Origin of the sequence: Cognatishimia sp. F0-27 (assembly GCF_020667845.1) — a bacterium.
Taxonomy (GTDB): domain Bacteria; phylum Pseudomonadota; class Alphaproteobacteria; order Rhodobacterales; family Rhodobacteraceae; genus JAFMPQ01.
Genome location: NZ_JAFMPQ010000027.1, coordinates 19,213 through 34,096, shown reverse-complemented (window position 1 = coordinate 34,096; position 14,884 = coordinate 19,213). Strand labels below are relative to the sequence as shown.

General features: G+C 61.5%; 16 protein-coding genes. 12 read left to right on the top strand and 4 right to left on the bottom strand.

What is annotated here, in order from left to right; translation table 11 throughout:
• Nucleotides 1-189 precede the first annotated feature (189 nt).
• Nucleotides 190-1,560, bottom strand: coding sequence for a WecB/TagA/CpsF family glycosyltransferase (locus J1C49_RS14680; RefSeq protein ID WP_227446589.1), 1,371 nt, complete (start codon nt 1,558-1,560; stop codon nt 190-192).
• Nucleotides 1,561-1,814: 254 nt separating this feature from the next.
• On the opposite strand from J1C49_RS14680, the gene J1C49_RS14675 reads away from it, so the two are divergent.
• The 3 genes from J1C49_RS14675 (at nt 1,815) to J1C49_RS14665 (ending at nt 5,248) form a co-directional block, all read left to right on the top strand.
• The gene (locus J1C49_RS14675; protein WP_227446588.1) at nt 1,815-2,429 is read left to right on the top strand and encodes a response regulator transcription factor; all 615 of its coding nucleotides are present in this window, start codon (nt 1,815-1,817) and stop codon (nt 2,427-2,429) included.
• A gap of 108 nt (nt 2,430-2,537) precedes the next feature.
• Nucleotides 2,538-3,989, top strand: coding sequence for a hypothetical protein (locus J1C49_RS14670; protein WP_227446587.1), 1,452 nt, complete (start codon nt 2,538-2,540; stop codon nt 3,987-3,989).
• Entirely contained in the window at nt 3,986-5,248 is a 1,263-nt protein-coding gene (locus J1C49_RS14665) for an O-antigen ligase domain-containing protein (RefSeq protein WP_227446586.1), read from the top strand. Before J1C49_RS14670 ends, J1C49_RS14665 begins: the two co-directional genes overlap by 4 nt.
• A gap of 129 nt (nt 5,249-5,377) precedes the next feature.
• On the opposite strand, the gene J1C49_RS14660 is transcribed toward J1C49_RS14665, so the two are convergent.
• Nucleotides 5,378-5,560 (bottom strand): CTP synthetase, encoded by a 183-nt coding sequence (locus J1C49_RS14660; protein WP_227446585.1) that lies wholly within the window; start codon nt 5,558-5,560, stop codon nt 5,378-5,380.
• 484 nt (nt 5,561-6,044) lie between these two features.
• Here J1C49_RS14660 and J1C49_RS14655 point away from each other — a divergent pair, with 484 nt between their 5' ends.
• From J1C49_RS14655 to J1C49_RS14615, 9 genes are all read left to right on the top strand, one after another.
• A complete protein-coding gene (locus tag J1C49_RS14655) occupies nt 6,045-6,713 on the top strand; it encodes a Crp/Fnr family transcriptional regulator (protein ID WP_227446584.1) in 669 nt (222 codons plus the stop codon).
• 634 nt (nt 6,714-7,347) lie between these two features.
• Nucleotides 7,348-7,557 carry a DUF2892 domain-containing protein gene (locus tag J1C49_RS14650; RefSeq protein WP_227446583.1) on the top strand — a complete coding sequence of 70 codons (210 nt, stop codon included), beginning with the start codon at nt 7,348-7,350 and terminating at the stop codon, nt 7,555-7,557.
• Complete coding sequence (locus tag J1C49_RS14645; protein WP_227446582.1) at nt 7,557-7,991, top strand: YeeE/YedE family protein; 435 nt, start codon at nt 7,557-7,559, stop codon at nt 7,989-7,991. The genes J1C49_RS14650 and J1C49_RS14645 overlap by 1 nt, the downstream gene beginning before the upstream one ends.
• A 5-nt stretch (nt 7,992-7,996) precedes the next feature.
• On the top strand, nt 7,997-8,434 hold the full coding sequence (locus J1C49_RS14640) for a DUF6691 family protein (protein ID WP_227446581.1): 438 nt from the start codon (nt 7,997-7,999) through the stop codon (nt 8,432-8,434).
• 25 nt (nt 8,435-8,459) lie between these two features.
• Nucleotides 8,460-9,344, top strand: coding sequence for an MBL fold metallo-hydrolase (locus tag J1C49_RS14635; RefSeq protein WP_227446580.1), 885 nt, complete (start codon nt 8,460-8,462; stop codon nt 9,342-9,344).
• Nucleotides 9,345-9,357: 13 nt separating this feature from the next.
• Nucleotides 9,358-9,798, top strand: a complete 441-nt coding sequence (locus tag J1C49_RS14630; protein WP_227446579.1) for an EF-hand domain-containing protein — start codon at nt 9,358-9,360, stop codon at nt 9,796-9,798.
• Nucleotides 9,798-11,477, top strand: a complete 1,680-nt coding sequence (locus J1C49_RS14625; RefSeq protein WP_227446626.1) for a bifunctional protein tyrosine phosphatase family protein/NAD(P)/FAD-dependent oxidoreductase — start codon at nt 9,798-9,800, stop codon at nt 11,475-11,477. The genes J1C49_RS14630 and J1C49_RS14625 overlap by 1 nt, the downstream gene beginning before the upstream one ends.
• 95 nt (nt 11,478-11,572) lie before the next feature.
• On the top strand, nt 11,573-13,303 hold the full coding sequence (locus tag J1C49_RS14620; RefSeq protein WP_227446578.1) for a SulP family inorganic anion transporter: 1,731 nt from the start codon (nt 11,573-11,575) through the stop codon (nt 13,301-13,303).
• 14 nt (nt 13,304-13,317) lie between these two features.
• Complete coding sequence (locus J1C49_RS14615) at nt 13,318-13,560, top strand: DUF2798 domain-containing protein (protein ID WP_227446577.1); 243 nt, start codon at nt 13,318-13,320, stop codon at nt 13,558-13,560.
• A 327-nt stretch (nt 13,561-13,887) separates the two neighbouring features.
• Here J1C49_RS14615 and cynS read toward each other — a convergent pair whose 3' ends face one another.
• Both cynS and J1C49_RS14605 read right to left on the bottom strand, forming a co-directional pair.
• Nucleotides 13,888-14,358, bottom strand: coding sequence for a cyanase (cynS, locus tag J1C49_RS14610; RefSeq protein WP_227446576.1), 471 nt, complete (start codon nt 14,356-14,358; stop codon nt 13,888-13,890).
• A 45-nt stretch (nt 14,359-14,403) separates the two neighbouring features.
• Entirely contained in the window at nt 14,404-14,883 is a 480-nt protein-coding gene (locus J1C49_RS14605) for a nuclear transport factor 2 family protein (RefSeq protein WP_227446575.1), read from the bottom strand.
• Nucleotide 14,884 lies beyond the last annotated feature (1 nt).

Below are 14,884 nucleotides of genomic sequence, written 5' to 3'. Positions count from 1 at the left end.
AGGCAGACACAGGGGGCGGCTGCTTTTGCACCCACACTTGTCGCGTCGCGTCGCGGAAATCTCGTGCTGCCGACACCGATACCGCAGCGCGCCAGCCGCCATCTTTTCAAGTGTCCCGGAACACCGGCCCGTCAGAGGAGGCCGTGGCGTTCCGAGAAGCGTTTGAGCTTCAGAGCGGGGGCACGCGGATCAATGCGCGCCCCGGCCGGAAACAACCGCGCGGAAGGTGAGCAGGATGATAATGACATCCAGCAGGACCGTCCGCTTGCTTGCATAGGCGAGGTCCATGTCAACCATCTGGTCGAAGCCGATATCGGCACGACCGGAAACTTGCCACACACCTGTAATCCCCGGTTTCACCGCCAGCCGGCCATAGGCGCGTGCCGGATAGGCTGCGACTTCGGAGGGCAGGGCAGGGCGCGGGCCAACGATGGACATCTCGCCGCGCAGCACGTTCCAAACCTGGGGCAACTCATCAATCGACGCGCGGCGGATGAAGCGCCCGATCCGCGTGATGCGCGGGTCGTTGCGCGATTTGAAGCAAATGCCGTCGCGGTCGGACGTATCGAGTAATGTGGCGCGCAGGTCTTCGGCGTTCTGCACCATCGAGCGGAACTTGATCATCTGGAAGGGCACGCCATTCTTTCCGACGCGGGTTTGATGGAAGAACACCGGTCCCTTGCTCTCGACGCGGATCGCCAGTGCAGTCAGAAGGAAGAGGGGCGACAGCAGAACAAGAGCGCTTGCGGCAACACTCACATCCAGAAACCGGCGGGCCATCCTGGCCGGTGAAACTGCCTTGCGTGCAGCACGCGCCATGAACGTCGCGTTGCCGACAAGATAACGATTGGCGAGACGGGCCGGTTCATTGGCGAGCCGCCAGACCCATTCACAACGCGCCTTGCGCACGAACGCGGGGGCACGGGACACATTCCCGGCGAGAAAATCAAACAGGGCGCCGACGCCGAAAGACAGCGGCGCATCGAGCCTGTGCGCATTGCGATGCAGCCAGATTTCTTGCTGCGGCACACCAAGGGCAACCAGCACGATATCCGCGCCCGATGCGTTGATCGCCGCAATTGCCGCTTCATCGTTTTGCGCGCCTTCATAGCCGTCCCGTGTGCCCGCAATGCGCAGGCCCGGTATTTTTGTGGCAAGCGTGCGCGCCGCCTTCTCGGCAGTGCCCGGCGTTCCGCCGAACAGAAAGACCGATTTGCCTTGTGTGGCAGCTTTGGCGAGCAGCGCCGGAACAAGATCGGTTCCGTTGAGGTTGGCTGCCAGCGCCTTGCCATCCATCTTGGCGGCGAGGGCAACACCGATGCCATCGGGCAGAAGGATATCCGCGGTCCGCACCGCCATGGCGTAGGCATGGTCGCGTTGCATCACGTTGCAGCAATGCGCGTTCATGAAATGCACGCGCTGGCGCCCATTCGACAAAAGCGCGTCGATCGTCGCGTCGAAGGAGGCATCGACGATGGAGAGGTCCAGCGTGTTCAGATAGGTTGTCTTGAGCCCGATGACCGGGGCAGCATTGCGGAAGTCGATGGCAGCATGTTGCATTTCTGGGGTGTCCTGATTTCATGTTCGGTTGCTGATTTAATGAACGAAGTCAGGCTTTTGGCTCAACTGAGCAGAAGGTGAGGAATCCGGGTAAACCGGTTACGCGCGTGATGCCGACGGCTGCATCGACCTATTCGGATAGACGCGCGTCCTATCCGTTTGGTCAGCCGACATGTATGAAATTCCCCCCTGATCCTGCCTTTTCACGGGGAGAGGGGCAGACTATCGTGACGGCACACATCAAAGGCGGTGCCATGCGCATTCTGATTGCTGACGACCACGACCTTCTCAGAGACACACTCGTGCTTTTTCTCGAGAGCGAGGGCAGCATGGTGACGACAGCTGTCGGCTCCTTTGACGCGGCGCGCGAACGGATCGAGCAGGACGAGGCCTACGACCTCGTGCTTCTGGATTACAACATGCCGGGCATGAACGGTCTCGACGGGATTACACGGGCATTGGCTTTGAAGGACGGGCTACGCGTCGCCCTGATTTCGGGTGAGGCCACCAAGAAGATCGCAGAGCAGGCCCTGGAAGCCGGGGCCGCGGGGTTCGTGCCAAAGTCGCTCCCGGCCAAGTCCTTTGTCAACGCGGTCAAGTTCATGGCCATGGGGGAGCAATATGCCCCGCTGGATTTCATGACGGCAGAGGAAGAAACGGTCGCCAACCCTCTGGCGGAAAAGCTGACGGCGCGCGAAATGCAGGTGCTCGAAGGGCTGACCAAAGGGCTTTCCAATAAAGAGATCGCGCGCGAACTGGATATTCAGGAGCCGACCGTCAAGCTTCACATGAAAACGCTCTACCGCAAGGTCGGCGCGTCCAACCGGACACAGGCCGCGTTGATCGCGCGCGAGGCGGGGCTCTTCTGACCTATCCGTTCGGGTAGGCCATGCATCCCGCTGAACGCGGGTCTGTCCGTTCGCGTGCGTGATCGAAGCGCGGGCCCGCGGTAAGTCATTTGGCAAAGGAGAATGCCGATGACCGACCAAGCGACCTGGGCCATTGCCCCCGCGTATGCCGCCAAGCCCAAGCCGAAGAGGAGCCGCTTGCGCCGTGCGTTTCTTGGTGGTGGTCTCAACGATCTTGGCCGCCTGCCGCGCTACGTGGCTTTTGCCTTGCTTGGCGGCACGCTGATCTGGGCGCCGATCACCGGCTATCTCAAGACCGCGCCGGAGCGCTACAAGTCCGTCGCCTCTCTGATCCTGCCCGGGTCCGGCGCATCGGCGTCGCTTAACCTTAATGGTATTGGGCAGGCCTCCTCTTATGCCAACTCCGCGTTTTCAAGCAACGCGGTCAGCCCGACGGAAACCTACAAGCGGTTGCTCACGGCGGACCGTATCCTCGATGCGGCGGCGGGCAAGCTCGGGATGGAGCGCGCGGCTCTTGGCCGTCCGCGGATCAATCTGGTGGATCAGACCAGCCTCATTCATGTCGAGATGGTGGGCAACAGTCCCGAAGACGCGCAGAACCGCGCCGATGCCATTCTTGATGCGTTCTATGCCGAACTGGATGCGTTGCGGGCCGACGAGGTGAATACCCGGGAAGACAGTGGCTTGCAGGCGATCTCTGACTACAGGGATTCCGTGTCGGGCACGCGGTCCGATATCGCCCGCCTCCAGGCGGAGAGCGGGTTGCTGTCCGTAGAGCAATACGACGAACTGATCGATCGTCACCTGACACTTGAAACACGCGTGCATGCGCTCACCGCGGTGCTGCGCGACAAGAGCGCCCGCGTTGAACGGCTTCAGGATCAACTCGGTATTGATGCGGAAATGGCGGCGGTGACGCTCAAGCTCTTTGCGGATGGCGCCTATGTAACCATGCTTGACGAAGTGGCGGGGTTCGAAGCGGCCCTCGCCGAAGCGAGCGCACATTACGGTCCTGCCCACCCCAAGGTTCTGGATGCCCGCCAATCGCGGGACAAGGCAAAAGCGGCCGCATCGCGCTTTGCCAAAGGGATCACGGGGTTTGATGCCGCCGAGGCCGCGATGCTCGATCTTGCACCCGACGGTGTGCGGGCGGATCTGCTGTCGCAGCTTGTCGAGAAGGATGCCGACCGGGCGGGCACTGCCGAAGAGCTCGCAGCCCTCCGTCAACAGCTGGCGGCGGCGGCGGCAGATCTCGATCAGAAACGCGTTGCCGCCGCGGCACTGCAGGATCTCGAGCGCGATTTTGCGGTTGCAGAGGCGGTCTTTGCCTCGGCCATTGCCCGCACGCAGTCGGGCAAGTCGGATTTCTATGCATCCTATCCGCTGGTGCAAGTTCTCGAAAACCCTTCCTTGCCTGAAAAGCCGTCCTCACCCAACAAGAAGCTGGCCATCGCCGCGGGTGGCGCTGCGACGTTCATGATGTTGGTCGGTTTGCTCATCGGCTGGGTGCGGCTTGCACTGATCGGCCGGTTGTTGTCGAAGCCGGCACCAACGACATGACACCGCGCAACCCCGTCGAAGCGGCCGTTTTCAGGACCCTTACGCTGACCTGGCCATTCTACGCTCTTGGCGCGCTCTACGTGGTGGGACCGGTGCTGGCATGGCTTCTTGGTGCGCTTGCCCTTCTGGTCCTCTATCTTGGCCCCGCGGTGCGCGAAGACATGCGCGCAACGGGTCCGGTGCCGCTCGTGGTATGGGTCTGGATCGCGGGCATGGCGGTCATGCTGGTGGCGCTCTGGGTCGGTCACCTCGACTGGGGGCTGGGGCTCAAGAAAACGATCAAATCGTCGATCGGTTGGGCCAAGGGATGGGCCCTGCTTGCGCTCTTTCCGCTTGTCGGCGCGATCCTGCCAATCCGGCGCACCGTTCTCGTGCGCGGGCAATGTGTCATCGGATTGTGGACCTTGATCCTTGCGCCCATTCTGCTGGCCGCCCCCTATGTGGGTTTGCCGGAGCGCATCTTCACGTCGCCGCTCAAGGCGGTGGGCGGGCCGGGGCCGGAGTATTTTTCCGTTTACTTTTTCACGTGGGACCCGGCGAGCTGGACCCCAAGATGGCAGTTCTATGCGCCCTGGTCGCCCTTCGCCGCCTTGCTCGGGGTGATCATGATGCTCTTTGCGCTGGAAGATCGCTCCGTGAAATGGCGCAGCATCGGGCTTTCTGCGGGGGTTCTGATGATCCTCGCATCGAAATCGCGGATGGGGCTTGTCGGTGCTGTCGCCTGCACGATCGGACCGCGGATGATGCCTCTGCTCCTCAAGGGGTGGGCCTGGCAAACGGTCTCGGCGCTGGTTGCATCACTGGCGGTCTTCGGCAGCGCGGTGCTTGCCGCGGCAACCGATTTTGTCGCCGCGTTCAAGGGCGCGCGCGCCGACAGCACGCGCGTGCGCGCCACCTTGCAGCGCATCGCCTCAGAGCGTTGGGAAAACGAGGCATTCTGGTTTGGTCACGGCACTGTTCACCCCGGCTCTCACGCGGTGGAATACATGCCGATCGGCAGCCATCACACGTGGTTTGGCCTCTTGTTCGTAAAAGGGCTGGTCGGGATGGTGAGCCTTCTGGTGCCGTTTGTCTGGCAAACCCTGCTGACCATGGTGGATGCCGCCCGCAGTCGGCGCGGCTTTCTGCCGATGGGCATCATGATGACCTTCACGCTGCTTTCTTTTGGCGAGAATATCGAGATCGAAGCCTATTTGCTCTGGCCAGCGCTGATGATGCTCGGCATCCATGCGCGCGAGACGGCGCGCGATGCCGGCTGACCCCGGATGAGACCGGCCCCGCGCTTGTGCAGTCGGCAAGGCTGCCACGGACTGTCCTGCGTCGCATCCCCATGAGAGGAAACGAGCCCGCGCGGCGGGGTCTGACCCCGCCGGCCGGATCTGCTTGGATTACTGCGCCGCAATCTGTTTGGCGACAAGATAGGTCACCGGGACGGCCGCAACGAAACCGATCGCCGCCGCAATCAGAATAGGCGTCAACGTCACGTAGCCCGCGACGAGCGCGACCACAATTGCACTGCCAGCCAGAGTTGTCGCGATCAGCGAAAACAGCATGCTTGCCAAGCGGACCATATCCAATTCTCCTTTGTCCTACAGAGGTGAATCTATGACATTGCTTTGAGCCTTTCCTTGATCTGGATCACCGGGCAGGCCGCGTCGGTTGTGTTGATCACCGGATGACACCGCGCATCAAAAGCGCAGCCTTCCCCGCATCCACCAAGGAAATACCGTTGTCCGGTCCCGCCACTTCGCGGATATGCGCGCAGAGGGTTTGCCGCCGTTCCTTCGCGAAATCGGTTCGGTCCAGAGTGGCCCTTCCGCCTTTCGGACCTTCTCGGCGGTGACGCGCCGGAGGGCGTGGTGCAGGCCCAAAGCGGAATCCCGCAGAGGGCGAAAGCGCGCAAGGGGCCAGAGGGGCGATGTCTGCATGCTCAATGCGCGTATATCGGTGCGTCCGCATGGACTCGCATTCATCATTTCGCGGATGTAGACGGGACCGGTATGCGGCGCTGCCTGTGTTGGTTGCCGTGCGCTGATTGGGGATCGAGACTGAGACATGGAAGATACGTGGATCGACAAGTTCAAAGGGCTCAGCCGTTTGCCTGCGGATATCCGGGCGGAGCTTGAAGCCGGGAGCCAGATCGTCACGGTTCCGGCAGGAACGCAGATTTTCGCGCCGGGTCAAACCGCTGACAACCTTTGGCTTCTTCTGGACGGCACCGTGAAGGTGCAGCAAAAATCCGACACCGGGCGCGAGATCTTTCTGTACCGGGTGCATGCGGGAGAAAGCTGCGTTCTGACCACGGCGTGCATGCTTGCCTTCGAGGATTACGCGGCCGAGGGCACGTCCGAAACCGATGTGACAGCGGTGGCCATTCCGCGCGAGACGTTCGACGATCTTGTGGCGCGCTCCCGTGTATTCAGGGAATTTGTCTTTACCGCCTATTCGCGTCGCATCACCGACCTGTTTACCCTCATCGACGATATCGTGTTCCAACGAATGGATGTGCGGCTTGCGTCGCGCTTGCTCGAATTGGCCGATGACCATGATGTGGTCCATGCAACCCATGCGGTGCTTGGCACGGAGTTGGGCACTGCGCGCGAGGTCATCTCGCGCACATTGTCGGAGTTCCAGCGCCGGGGCTGGGTCGAGCAATCCCGCGGGGAGGTGAGGCTCATCGGCCGGGAGGGGCTTGAGCGGCTGGTCAAAACGGCGAACGGCTGAGGGCGTCTGGAAACGGTCGCGCACCCAGCCCAAGCCCGGTGAAAGACCGGGGTCCGCGCTTTGCGGGGTGGGCAGACGCCGTCATATCCGCGAACGCCGATAGTGTGGGTCAGTTTTGGGCGCGTGTCTTCATGCCGCGAGGATCGAAGGGCGCTGTTCTTTCGAGCGTCGAGAGCGCCTGCGCATGACCGGGGCTCCTGCTCATCTCCGGGTTCCTGTGTTGCCGTCGGGCTCCGGGCCCGGTTGGTGCCGAAGGCACTATCTCCAGCCGGGTCGTGCCACCGCAGTCAATTGCTCATGGCAGCGGGTTGAGCGGCGGCAAATGCTGTGCGACTTACACCGGTTTGTCAGGCGCGCTTGTCCTCTGAGGACAATGCGCAGCCTCAATCCCCGCGATTGTCCCGCTGTCCCGCACGCGGGGGCCATGCGGCGCGTATACTGGCGCGCGCGCTCAAAAGGCCAAATCCGTGCCGATGCGATATTCTGGGTTGGAAAATTTATTTATTAAAAACAGTGTTTTAAGATAACAATGACCACGCTCCAAGAGAAAGAAGCCGGGTTTGGTGACTAGGTCACCAAAGGTTTCGAACCCGTCATGCCATGTTGTGATCACCGATTCTCGAAGGAGAGAGAAATGATCACCAACATGGGTAAAATCGACCGCGGTCTGCGGCTCGTCATCGCAGCGGCACTGCTGTTTGTCGCTTTCGGAACCACAGCGCTCGGATCGGGTATCCTGTTCTGGCTGGCGATTGCCGTTGCCCTTGTCCTCACGCTTACGGCCCTCGTGGGCAACTGCCCGCTCTACAGCATCATCGGCCTCAAGACCTGCAAGGACTGCTGATGATCGAGACGGCTTTCACACCTTGGGCGTCGCTTTCGGGTGGCGTTCTGATTGGCATCGCATCGACCCTGCTCATGCTTTTTGCCGGGCGGATCATGGGCGCGACCGGCGTGCTCGCGGGACTGTTTCAGCCAGCGTCCGGTTCGGATTTCGCATGGCGCGCGGCGTTGCTTGCCGGGATGGTTTCCGGCCCGGCCCTCGTCTGGTTGGTATCCGGTGAGATGCCAGCGATCGAGGTCCCTGTTTCCACCCCGGCGCTTGTCATCGGCGGCCTTATCGTGGGCGTCGGTGTCACGTTCGGGTCCGGGTGCACCTCGGGCCATGGCGTCTGTGGCATGGCGCGGCTCAGCCCGCGTTCTTTTGTGGCGACGGCGGTTTTCATGGCTTCGACGCTCGCCACCGTGTTCATCATCCGTCACGTGATCGGAGGCTGAGGACCATGAAACTGCTCGTTCTGTATCTGATCGGCCTTGTATTCGGGGTGGGCATTTCCATCTCGGGGATGGCCAATCCGGCCAAGGTTCTGAACTTTTTCGACATCGCGGGCGTTTGGGATCCGTCGCTTGCCTTTGTCATGGGCGGTGCGCTCGTCACGACCTTTGTTGGCTACAAGCTTGTGTTCGGCCGATCTGCCCCGGTGTTTGAAAATCGTTTCGCCTTGCCGACGAACCGGAGCATCGACGCCAAACTGGTGGGCGGCGCGGCCTTCTTCGGCGCTGGCTGGGGCATCGCCGGTTTCTGCCCCGGTGGTGCGCTGCCCGCGCTCGGAACCGGCCGCTGGGACGTTATCCTATTCACCATTGCGATGATCGGCGGGATCTTTCTTGCCCGTTTCTCGCAATCTCTTGCCGCGCGCAGCGTCGCGCCCGCATCGTAATTCGTTTCTGGAGGAGACCCGAAACATGACACACTATCCTGTCAATCTTGAGATCAAGCCCGACGTTCAGGCATTCTTCGACGAGGCGACCAACACGATCAGCTATATCGTCAAGGATCCGACCTCGAATGCCTGTGCCATTGTCGACAGCGTTATGGATATCGACTACGCCGCCGGGCGCATCACCTATGATCACGCCGACGAGCTGATCCGCCAGATCGAGACCCAAGGGCTCAAGCTGGAATGGATCATCGAGACCCATGTGCATGCGGATCACCTGTCCGCGGCGCCCTATATCCAGCAAAAGCTGGGCGGCAAGATCGGCATCGGTTCGAAGATCATGGTCGTGCAGGACACGTTCGGGAAGGTGTTCAACGAAGGCACGGAATTCCAACGCGACGGCAGCCAGTTCGACAGGCTGTTCGAAGATGGCGATACCTACAAGATCGGCAATATGACCGCCTTTGCCATGTACACCCCCGGCCATACACCGGCCTGCATGGTGCATGTGATGGGGGATGCGGCCTTTGTCGGTGACACGCTCTTCATGCCCGATGGCGGCTCCGCCCGTGCCGATTTTCCGGGTGGGGATGCCGGCGTGCTCTATGACAGCATCCAGAAGGTGCTCGCCTTGCCGGACGAGATGCGCCTCTTCATGTGCCACGATTACGGGCCCAACGGTCGCGACATCCAGTGGGAAACCACCGTTGGTGAAGAAAAGGCCCACAACATCCATGTGGGCGGCGGCAAGACGAAAGAAGACTTCGTCAAGTTCCGCACGGAGCGGGATGCCCAGCTTGCCATGCCCAAGCTCATCATCCCGTCGCTTCAGGTCAATATGCGCGCAGGTGAAGTGCCGACCGACAAAGACGGCAACCCCATGCTCAAAGTGCCCGTGAACGGGCTGTAGGAAGCACAAAACCATGAAACGAACCCTGCTTACACTGGCTTTGCTGGCGCTCTGTGCGCCAGTGTCCGCTGAGACCCCGCAACCGGGCGGGCATTTTGTCGAGAACTGGGATGTCGATGGCGATGGCGCCGTGACGCTCGCAGATATCGAATCCCGGCGCGCGGATGTGTTCATGACCTTCGATGCGGATGAGAACGGCGTTTTGGACCGCGCGGAATACGATCTGTTCGACGAAGCGCGCGCCAATGACATGAAAGACAATGCCGGCCACGGCAAGGGCATGCGCCGCGCATCCGAAGGCATGACGTTGGCCTTCAACGATGCTGACGCCGATGGCCGCGTTTCGCGCGCGGAATTTCTGGCACGGTCCGCAGATTGGCTGGCCATGCTCGACCGGAATGGTGACGGGCATGTCACCGGCGCCGATTTCGGACGTCAAGGAAAGGGTGCGTGATGGACTTGCGCAAGATCAGCGACAAATTCACGGTCAGCCCGCAGATCGCGGCGAGCGACATCGCGGCGATCAAGGCAGCGGGCTTCCGCGCCATCATCTGCAACCGACCTGACGGGGAAGGGGCCGACCAGCCGTCCTTCGAGGAGATCGAAGCCGCGGCCAAGGCGGCGGGGCTCGACGCGCGTTACCTGCCGATCACGGCGGGAATGGTGCGCGATGACGATGTTGCGGCTTTCGGCGACACGCTGAAAGACGTGCAGCGCCCGGTTCTGGCCTATTGCCGAACGGGCACCCGCTCGGCCACGCTGTGGTCGTTTCATGAGGCCAAGAAACGCCCGATGCCGGAGATCCTCGCGGCCACAAAGGCGGCGGGCTATGACATGAACGGTGTCGCCCGGCGCATTGCCAATGGCGGCAAGACCCCGACCGATATGGGGGATGCGCATTTTCAGGTGGTGATCGTCGGTGCGGGGGCCGGTGGCATTTCGGTCGCGGCAAGCCTGAAGGCGCGCAAGCCGGGCCTGAATATCGCGCTCATCGATCCGGCCGATATCCACTATTATCAGCCCGGCTGGACGATGGTGGGTGGCGGTGTTTTCGATGCCCAGAGCACGGCCAAAACCATGGGCAGCCTGATCCCGAAGGGCGTGCATTGGATCAAATCGGCGGTCGCCGCGTTTGAGCCGGACAACAATGCCGTGATCCTCGACGGGTGCCGTGTGGTGAAATATGACCGCCTTGTGGTCTGCCCCGGGCTCAAGCTGGCCTGGGACAAGATCGAAGGTCTGGAAGAAACGCTTGGCCGCAACGGCGTCACGTCGAACTACCGCTATGACCTTGCGCCCTATACCTGGCAGCAAGTGCAGGCGCTGAAGCACGGCCGGGCGCTTTTCACGCAGCCGCCGATGCCAATCAAATGCGCCGGTGCGCCGCAAAAGGCGATGTATCTCTCCGCGGACGCATGGCTGCGCAACGGTGCACTCAAGAATATCGACATCCAGTTCATGAATGCCGGCGGCGTTCTCTTCGGAGTCAAGGATTACGTCCCGGCCCTGATGGAGTATGTGGAGAAATACGACGCGACGCTGAACTTCTTTCACAACCTGATTGCGGTCGATGGGCCCGCGAAACAGGCCACGTTCAAGGTTGCCAACCCGAATGCCGCTCCGACAGAAGTCACCGTCGAGTTCGACATGATGCATGTCTGTCCGCCACAGACCGCGCCGGATTTCATCCGGGTCTCGCCGCTGGCCGATGCGGCGGGCTGGGTCGATGTGGATCAGGCCACGCTGCGCCACAAGACCTATGACAATGTCTGGTCGCTTGGGGACGTGATGAATGCGCCGAACGCAAAAACCGCCGCTGCCGCGCGTAAACAGGCGCCCACGGTGGCCGATAATATCGTTGCCGACATCGCCGGGCGCTCCGCGGTCGCGCAATACGATGGCTACGGCTCCTGCCCGCTCACGGTGGAACGCGGCAAGATCGTGCTTGCGGAATTCGGCTATGGCGGCGCGCTCAAGCCGAGCTTCCCGTCCTTCCTGATCGATGGTACGCGGCCGAGCCGCGCGGCGTGGTTTCTCAAGGAAGCGGTGCTGCCGCCGATTTACTGGAGAGCGATGCTCAAGGGAAAGGAATGGATGGCAAAGCCCGAAAAGCTCAAGGTCGCCGCCGAATAGACCACACATCCGGTTGCGCGCTGCATTTGCAGACGCGCGCCGACCGGCGGGCGGAGCCATGAGGCTGCGTCCGCCCCGTTTCACTGGAAGACATGATGATCGAACAGCTTCGCCGATATGTTCCCGTTCTTGACTGGGGGCGATCCTATGACCGCAAGGCCTTTTCCAATGACATGATCGCGGCAGTGATCGTGACAATCATGCTCATTCCGCAATCGCTCGCCTACGCGCTTCTTGCCGGACTGCCACCCGAGGCCGGGATCTATGCCTCCATTGCGCCGATCGTGCTCTACGCGATTTTTGGAACAAGCCGGGCCTTGGCCGTCGGGCCGGTCGCGGTTGTCTCGCTCTTGACGGCGTCGGCCATAGGGCAGGTGGCCGAACAGGGCACGGCCGGCTATGCGGTCGCGGCTCTGACGCTGGCATTCCTGTCGGGTGGGTTTCTTGTCCTGATGGGGGTTTTCCGGCTCGGGTTTCTGGCGAACTTCCTCAGCCATCCCGTGATCGCTGGCTTTATTACGGCGTCGGGACTTCTCATCGCAACCAGTCAGCTCAAGCACATTCTTGGTGTGAGCGCGCATGGTCACACGCTGCCGGAAATGCTGGGCTCGATCTATGCGCATCTCGGGGATGTGAATGTCATCACCGTTGTGATCGGCGTCACGGCCACGGCGTTTCTGTTCTGGGTGCGCAAGAACCTCAAGCCGACGCTGCGACGGCTCGGAGCATCGCCGCTTCTGGCGGACATTCTGACAAAGGCCGGACCGGTTGCGGCAGTGGTCGTGACCACGCTCTCGGTATGGGCGTTCGGCCTCGATGAGAGCGGCGTAAAAATCGTCGGAGCCGTGCCGCAAAGTCTCCCGCCGCTGACCCTGCCGGGGTTGTCCCCGGACCTCGTGGGCGCGCTTCTTGTCCCGGCGATCCTGATCTCCGTCATCGGCTTCGTGGAATCCGTGTCTGTCGCGCAGACCCTCGCCGCGAAGAAGCGGCAGCGCATCGACCCCGATCAGGAGTTGATCGGTCTGGGCGCGGCCAATCTTGGCGCGGCCTTCACAGGCGGTTACCCCGTCACGGGCGGATTTGCGCGGTCAGTGGTCAATTTCGACGCCGGGGCCGAGACACCGGCAGCGGGCGCGTTTACCGCGGTCGGCCTTGCCTTCGCTGCTGTGGCGTTGACGCCGCTGGTCTATTACTTGCCCAATGCCACCCTGGCCGCAACCATCATCGTCGCCGTGCTGAGCCTTGTCGATCTGTCGATCCTCAAGAAGACCTGGGGTTACTCGCGCGCGGATTTCATCGCGGTTGCAGCGACCATCTTCCTGACCCTCGGGTTCGGGGTCGAGGTCGGTGTCGCATCCGGCGTTGCCATTTCCATCCTGTTGCATCTCTACAAGACGTCCCGCCCGCATGTGGCGGAGGTGGGGCTGGTCCCGGGCACCCAGCATTTCCGCAACATTCATCGCCATGTGGTCGAAACCGACCCTGCGGTGCTGACGCTGCGGGTGGACGAGAGCCTCTACTTCGTGAACGCGCGCTTTCTCGAAGACCTTGTCCAATCCCGCGTGACGGAGGGCTGCGCGATACGCGATGTGGTCTTGATGTTCTCGGCGGTCAACGAGGTGGATTTCTCGGCGCTCGAGAGCCTCGAAGCGATCAATCACCGGCTTCGGGACATGGGCGTCCGGCTGCATCTATCCGAGGTCAAGGGGCCGGTGATGGACCGGTTGAAACGGTCCCATTTCATCGAAGAGATGGGCGGGCGCGTGTTCCTGTCCCAATTCGACGCATGGCATAGCCTGTCTGGCCGCCCGGCTGCCGCAGAATAAGGAAGGAGGTCAAAATGCGTCCCTTCATCCCGCGTAGTCTGGAGCATATCGCGTTCGGTTTGCTGCTGTCGTGCTTCATGTCGTTCATCATCTCCGGTGTGTCGACGTTCCTTGCTATCGGCCTTGTGCCGCATTTCCTGGGGGCTTGGGTGTCATCGTGGGTGTCGTCCTGGGCAATCGCATTTCCGGCGGTGCTCTTGGTTGCGCCGTTCGTGCGCCGGGTCCTGCACAGGCTGGTGATTGCGGAGACGTCCTGACACTGGCCGTTGCCGGCTCTGTCAGGCGGATTTGTTGTCGGCTGTGATCGGCGCGGTGGTCTCTCGGATGCGCTGGGCGCTTTGATGCCACCAGCGCGTCCCGAACCGTCATTTTCTGAAAGCCGGCTCCGTGTTTGGGATGGGTCCGGTTTGATGTCCGGCGCGGTCGCGCTGTGTCCTCCGCACCCGTTGCAACGGTTCAAAAAGAAGACGGCCGCCCCGTGAACACCGGAGCGGCCATTTTTGATTGGCGGGACAGGGCAGGCGGGGCGAACAGTGACGCAGGCGCCTGCCCGGCCGAGTTGCCATCAGGGCGGCAGATGGCTCTTACCAAGCGTTGTAGGACAGGTATTTGCCCGACATCTCGACCTTGACCCGGTCGCCCTTTTCATGCGGCACGCGCGTGACGGACATGTCGAAATCGATGGCGGACATGATCCCTGTGCCGAACTTCTCTTCGATCAAGGCTTTCAGCGTGGGGCCGTAAACACCGACAATCTCGTAGAAGCGATAGATGCAAGGGTCTGTCGGCACGCTCTGTTCCCAGACCTTGGTTGGCGGCTCTTCGAGCACGCCTGCGGCCTCTTGTGGCAACCCCATCACCGACACCAGCGCTTCGGCCTTTTCCTTGGGAAATGCGTTCATGCCCATGCAGGCCGAATGGGTCCAGACCGGGGACATATCGATCTTCTCGGCAATGCCCTCCCATGTCATCCCGGCCTGCTTCTTGGCAGACAGGATCATCATGGTCACGTCTTCCTTGGTCATCATGGTTGGCACCTCATAATTGTCTTTCATTCCTTGTCCTCCTCGTGATGTGGGTATTTTTCGTTTTGCGGCGGGCTACAGGCCCAGTTCGGTCAGGCCGGGGTGATCATCCGGTCTTCTGCCCTGCGGCCAGTGAAACAGGCGATCTTCTTCGGCAATCGGGACGTCGTTGATCGAGGCGTGGCGCTCGGCCATGTAACCAAGAGCATCAAACGCCCAGTTTTCGTTTCCATGCGCGCGGAACCACTGGCCCTCCGCATCGTGCCATTCGTAGCAAAACCGCACCGCGATCCGGTTTTCGGCATGGGACCAGATCTCCTTGATCAGCCGATAGCCGTTTTCGGTTTGCCATTTGCGCGTCAGGAAAGCCTCGACCTCCGCACGCCCGTTGAGGAAGGTGCTGCGATTGCGCCAGCGTGTGTCTGGCGTGTAGGCGAGCGCAACCTTGGCGGGATCGCGGCCATTCCAGGCGTCCTCGGCCATGCGCACCTTGGTTATCGCTTCTTCGCGAGAGAAGGGCGGAAGCGGTGCACGTGGGGCAGTTATCAGGGTCATG

What these genes read in the sequence shown, in the direction of transcription:
- J1C49_RS14680 (WP_227446589.1), bottom strand. Translation starts at nt 1,560, where the DNA reads ATGCAACATGCTGCCATCGACTTCCGCAATGCTGCCCCGGTCATCGGG.
- J1C49_RS14675 (WP_227446588.1), top strand. Translation starts at nt 1,815, where the DNA reads ATGCGCATTCTGATTGCTGACGACCACGACCTTCTCAGAGACACACTC.
- J1C49_RS14670 (WP_227446587.1), top strand. Translation starts at nt 2,538, where the DNA reads ATGACCGACCAAGCGACCTGGGCCATTGCCCCCGCGTATGCCGCCAAG.
- J1C49_RS14665 (WP_227446586.1), top strand. Translation starts at nt 3,986, where the DNA reads ATGACACCGCGCAACCCCGTCGAAGCGGCCGTTTTCAGGACCCTTACG.
- J1C49_RS14660 (WP_227446585.1), bottom strand. Translation starts at nt 5,560, where the DNA reads ATGGTCCGCTTGGCAAGCATGCTGTTTTCGCTGATCGCGACAACTCTG.
- J1C49_RS14655 (WP_227446584.1), top strand. Translation starts at nt 6,045, where the DNA reads ATGGAAGATACGTGGATCGACAAGTTCAAAGGGCTCAGCCGTTTGCCT.
- J1C49_RS14650 (WP_227446583.1), top strand. Translation starts at nt 7,348, where the DNA reads ATGATCACCAACATGGGTAAAATCGACCGCGGTCTGCGGCTCGTCATC.
- J1C49_RS14645 (WP_227446582.1), top strand. Translation starts at nt 7,557, where the DNA reads ATGATCGAGACGGCTTTCACACCTTGGGCGTCGCTTTCGGGTGGCGTT.
- J1C49_RS14640 (WP_227446581.1), top strand. Translation starts at nt 7,997, where the DNA reads ATGAAACTGCTCGTTCTGTATCTGATCGGCCTTGTATTCGGGGTGGGC.
- J1C49_RS14635 (WP_227446580.1), top strand. Translation starts at nt 8,460, where the DNA reads ATGACACACTATCCTGTCAATCTTGAGATCAAGCCCGACGTTCAGGCA.
- J1C49_RS14630 (WP_227446579.1), top strand. Translation starts at nt 9,358, where the DNA reads ATGAAACGAACCCTGCTTACACTGGCTTTGCTGGCGCTCTGTGCGCCA.
- J1C49_RS14625 (WP_227446626.1), top strand. Translation starts at nt 9,798, where the DNA reads ATGGACTTGCGCAAGATCAGCGACAAATTCACGGTCAGCCCGCAGATC.
- J1C49_RS14620 (WP_227446578.1), top strand. Translation starts at nt 11,573, where the DNA reads ATGATCGAACAGCTTCGCCGATATGTTCCCGTTCTTGACTGGGGGCGA.
- J1C49_RS14615 (WP_227446577.1), top strand. Translation starts at nt 13,318, where the DNA reads ATGCGTCCCTTCATCCCGCGTAGTCTGGAGCATATCGCGTTCGGTTTG.
- cynS (WP_227446576.1), bottom strand. Translation starts at nt 14,358, where the DNA reads ATGAAAGACAATTATGAGGTGCCAACCATGATGACCAAGGAAGACGTG.
- J1C49_RS14605 (WP_227446575.1), bottom strand. Translation starts at nt 14,883, where the DNA reads ATGACCCTGATAACTGCCCCACGTGCACCGCTTCCGCCCTTCTCTCGC.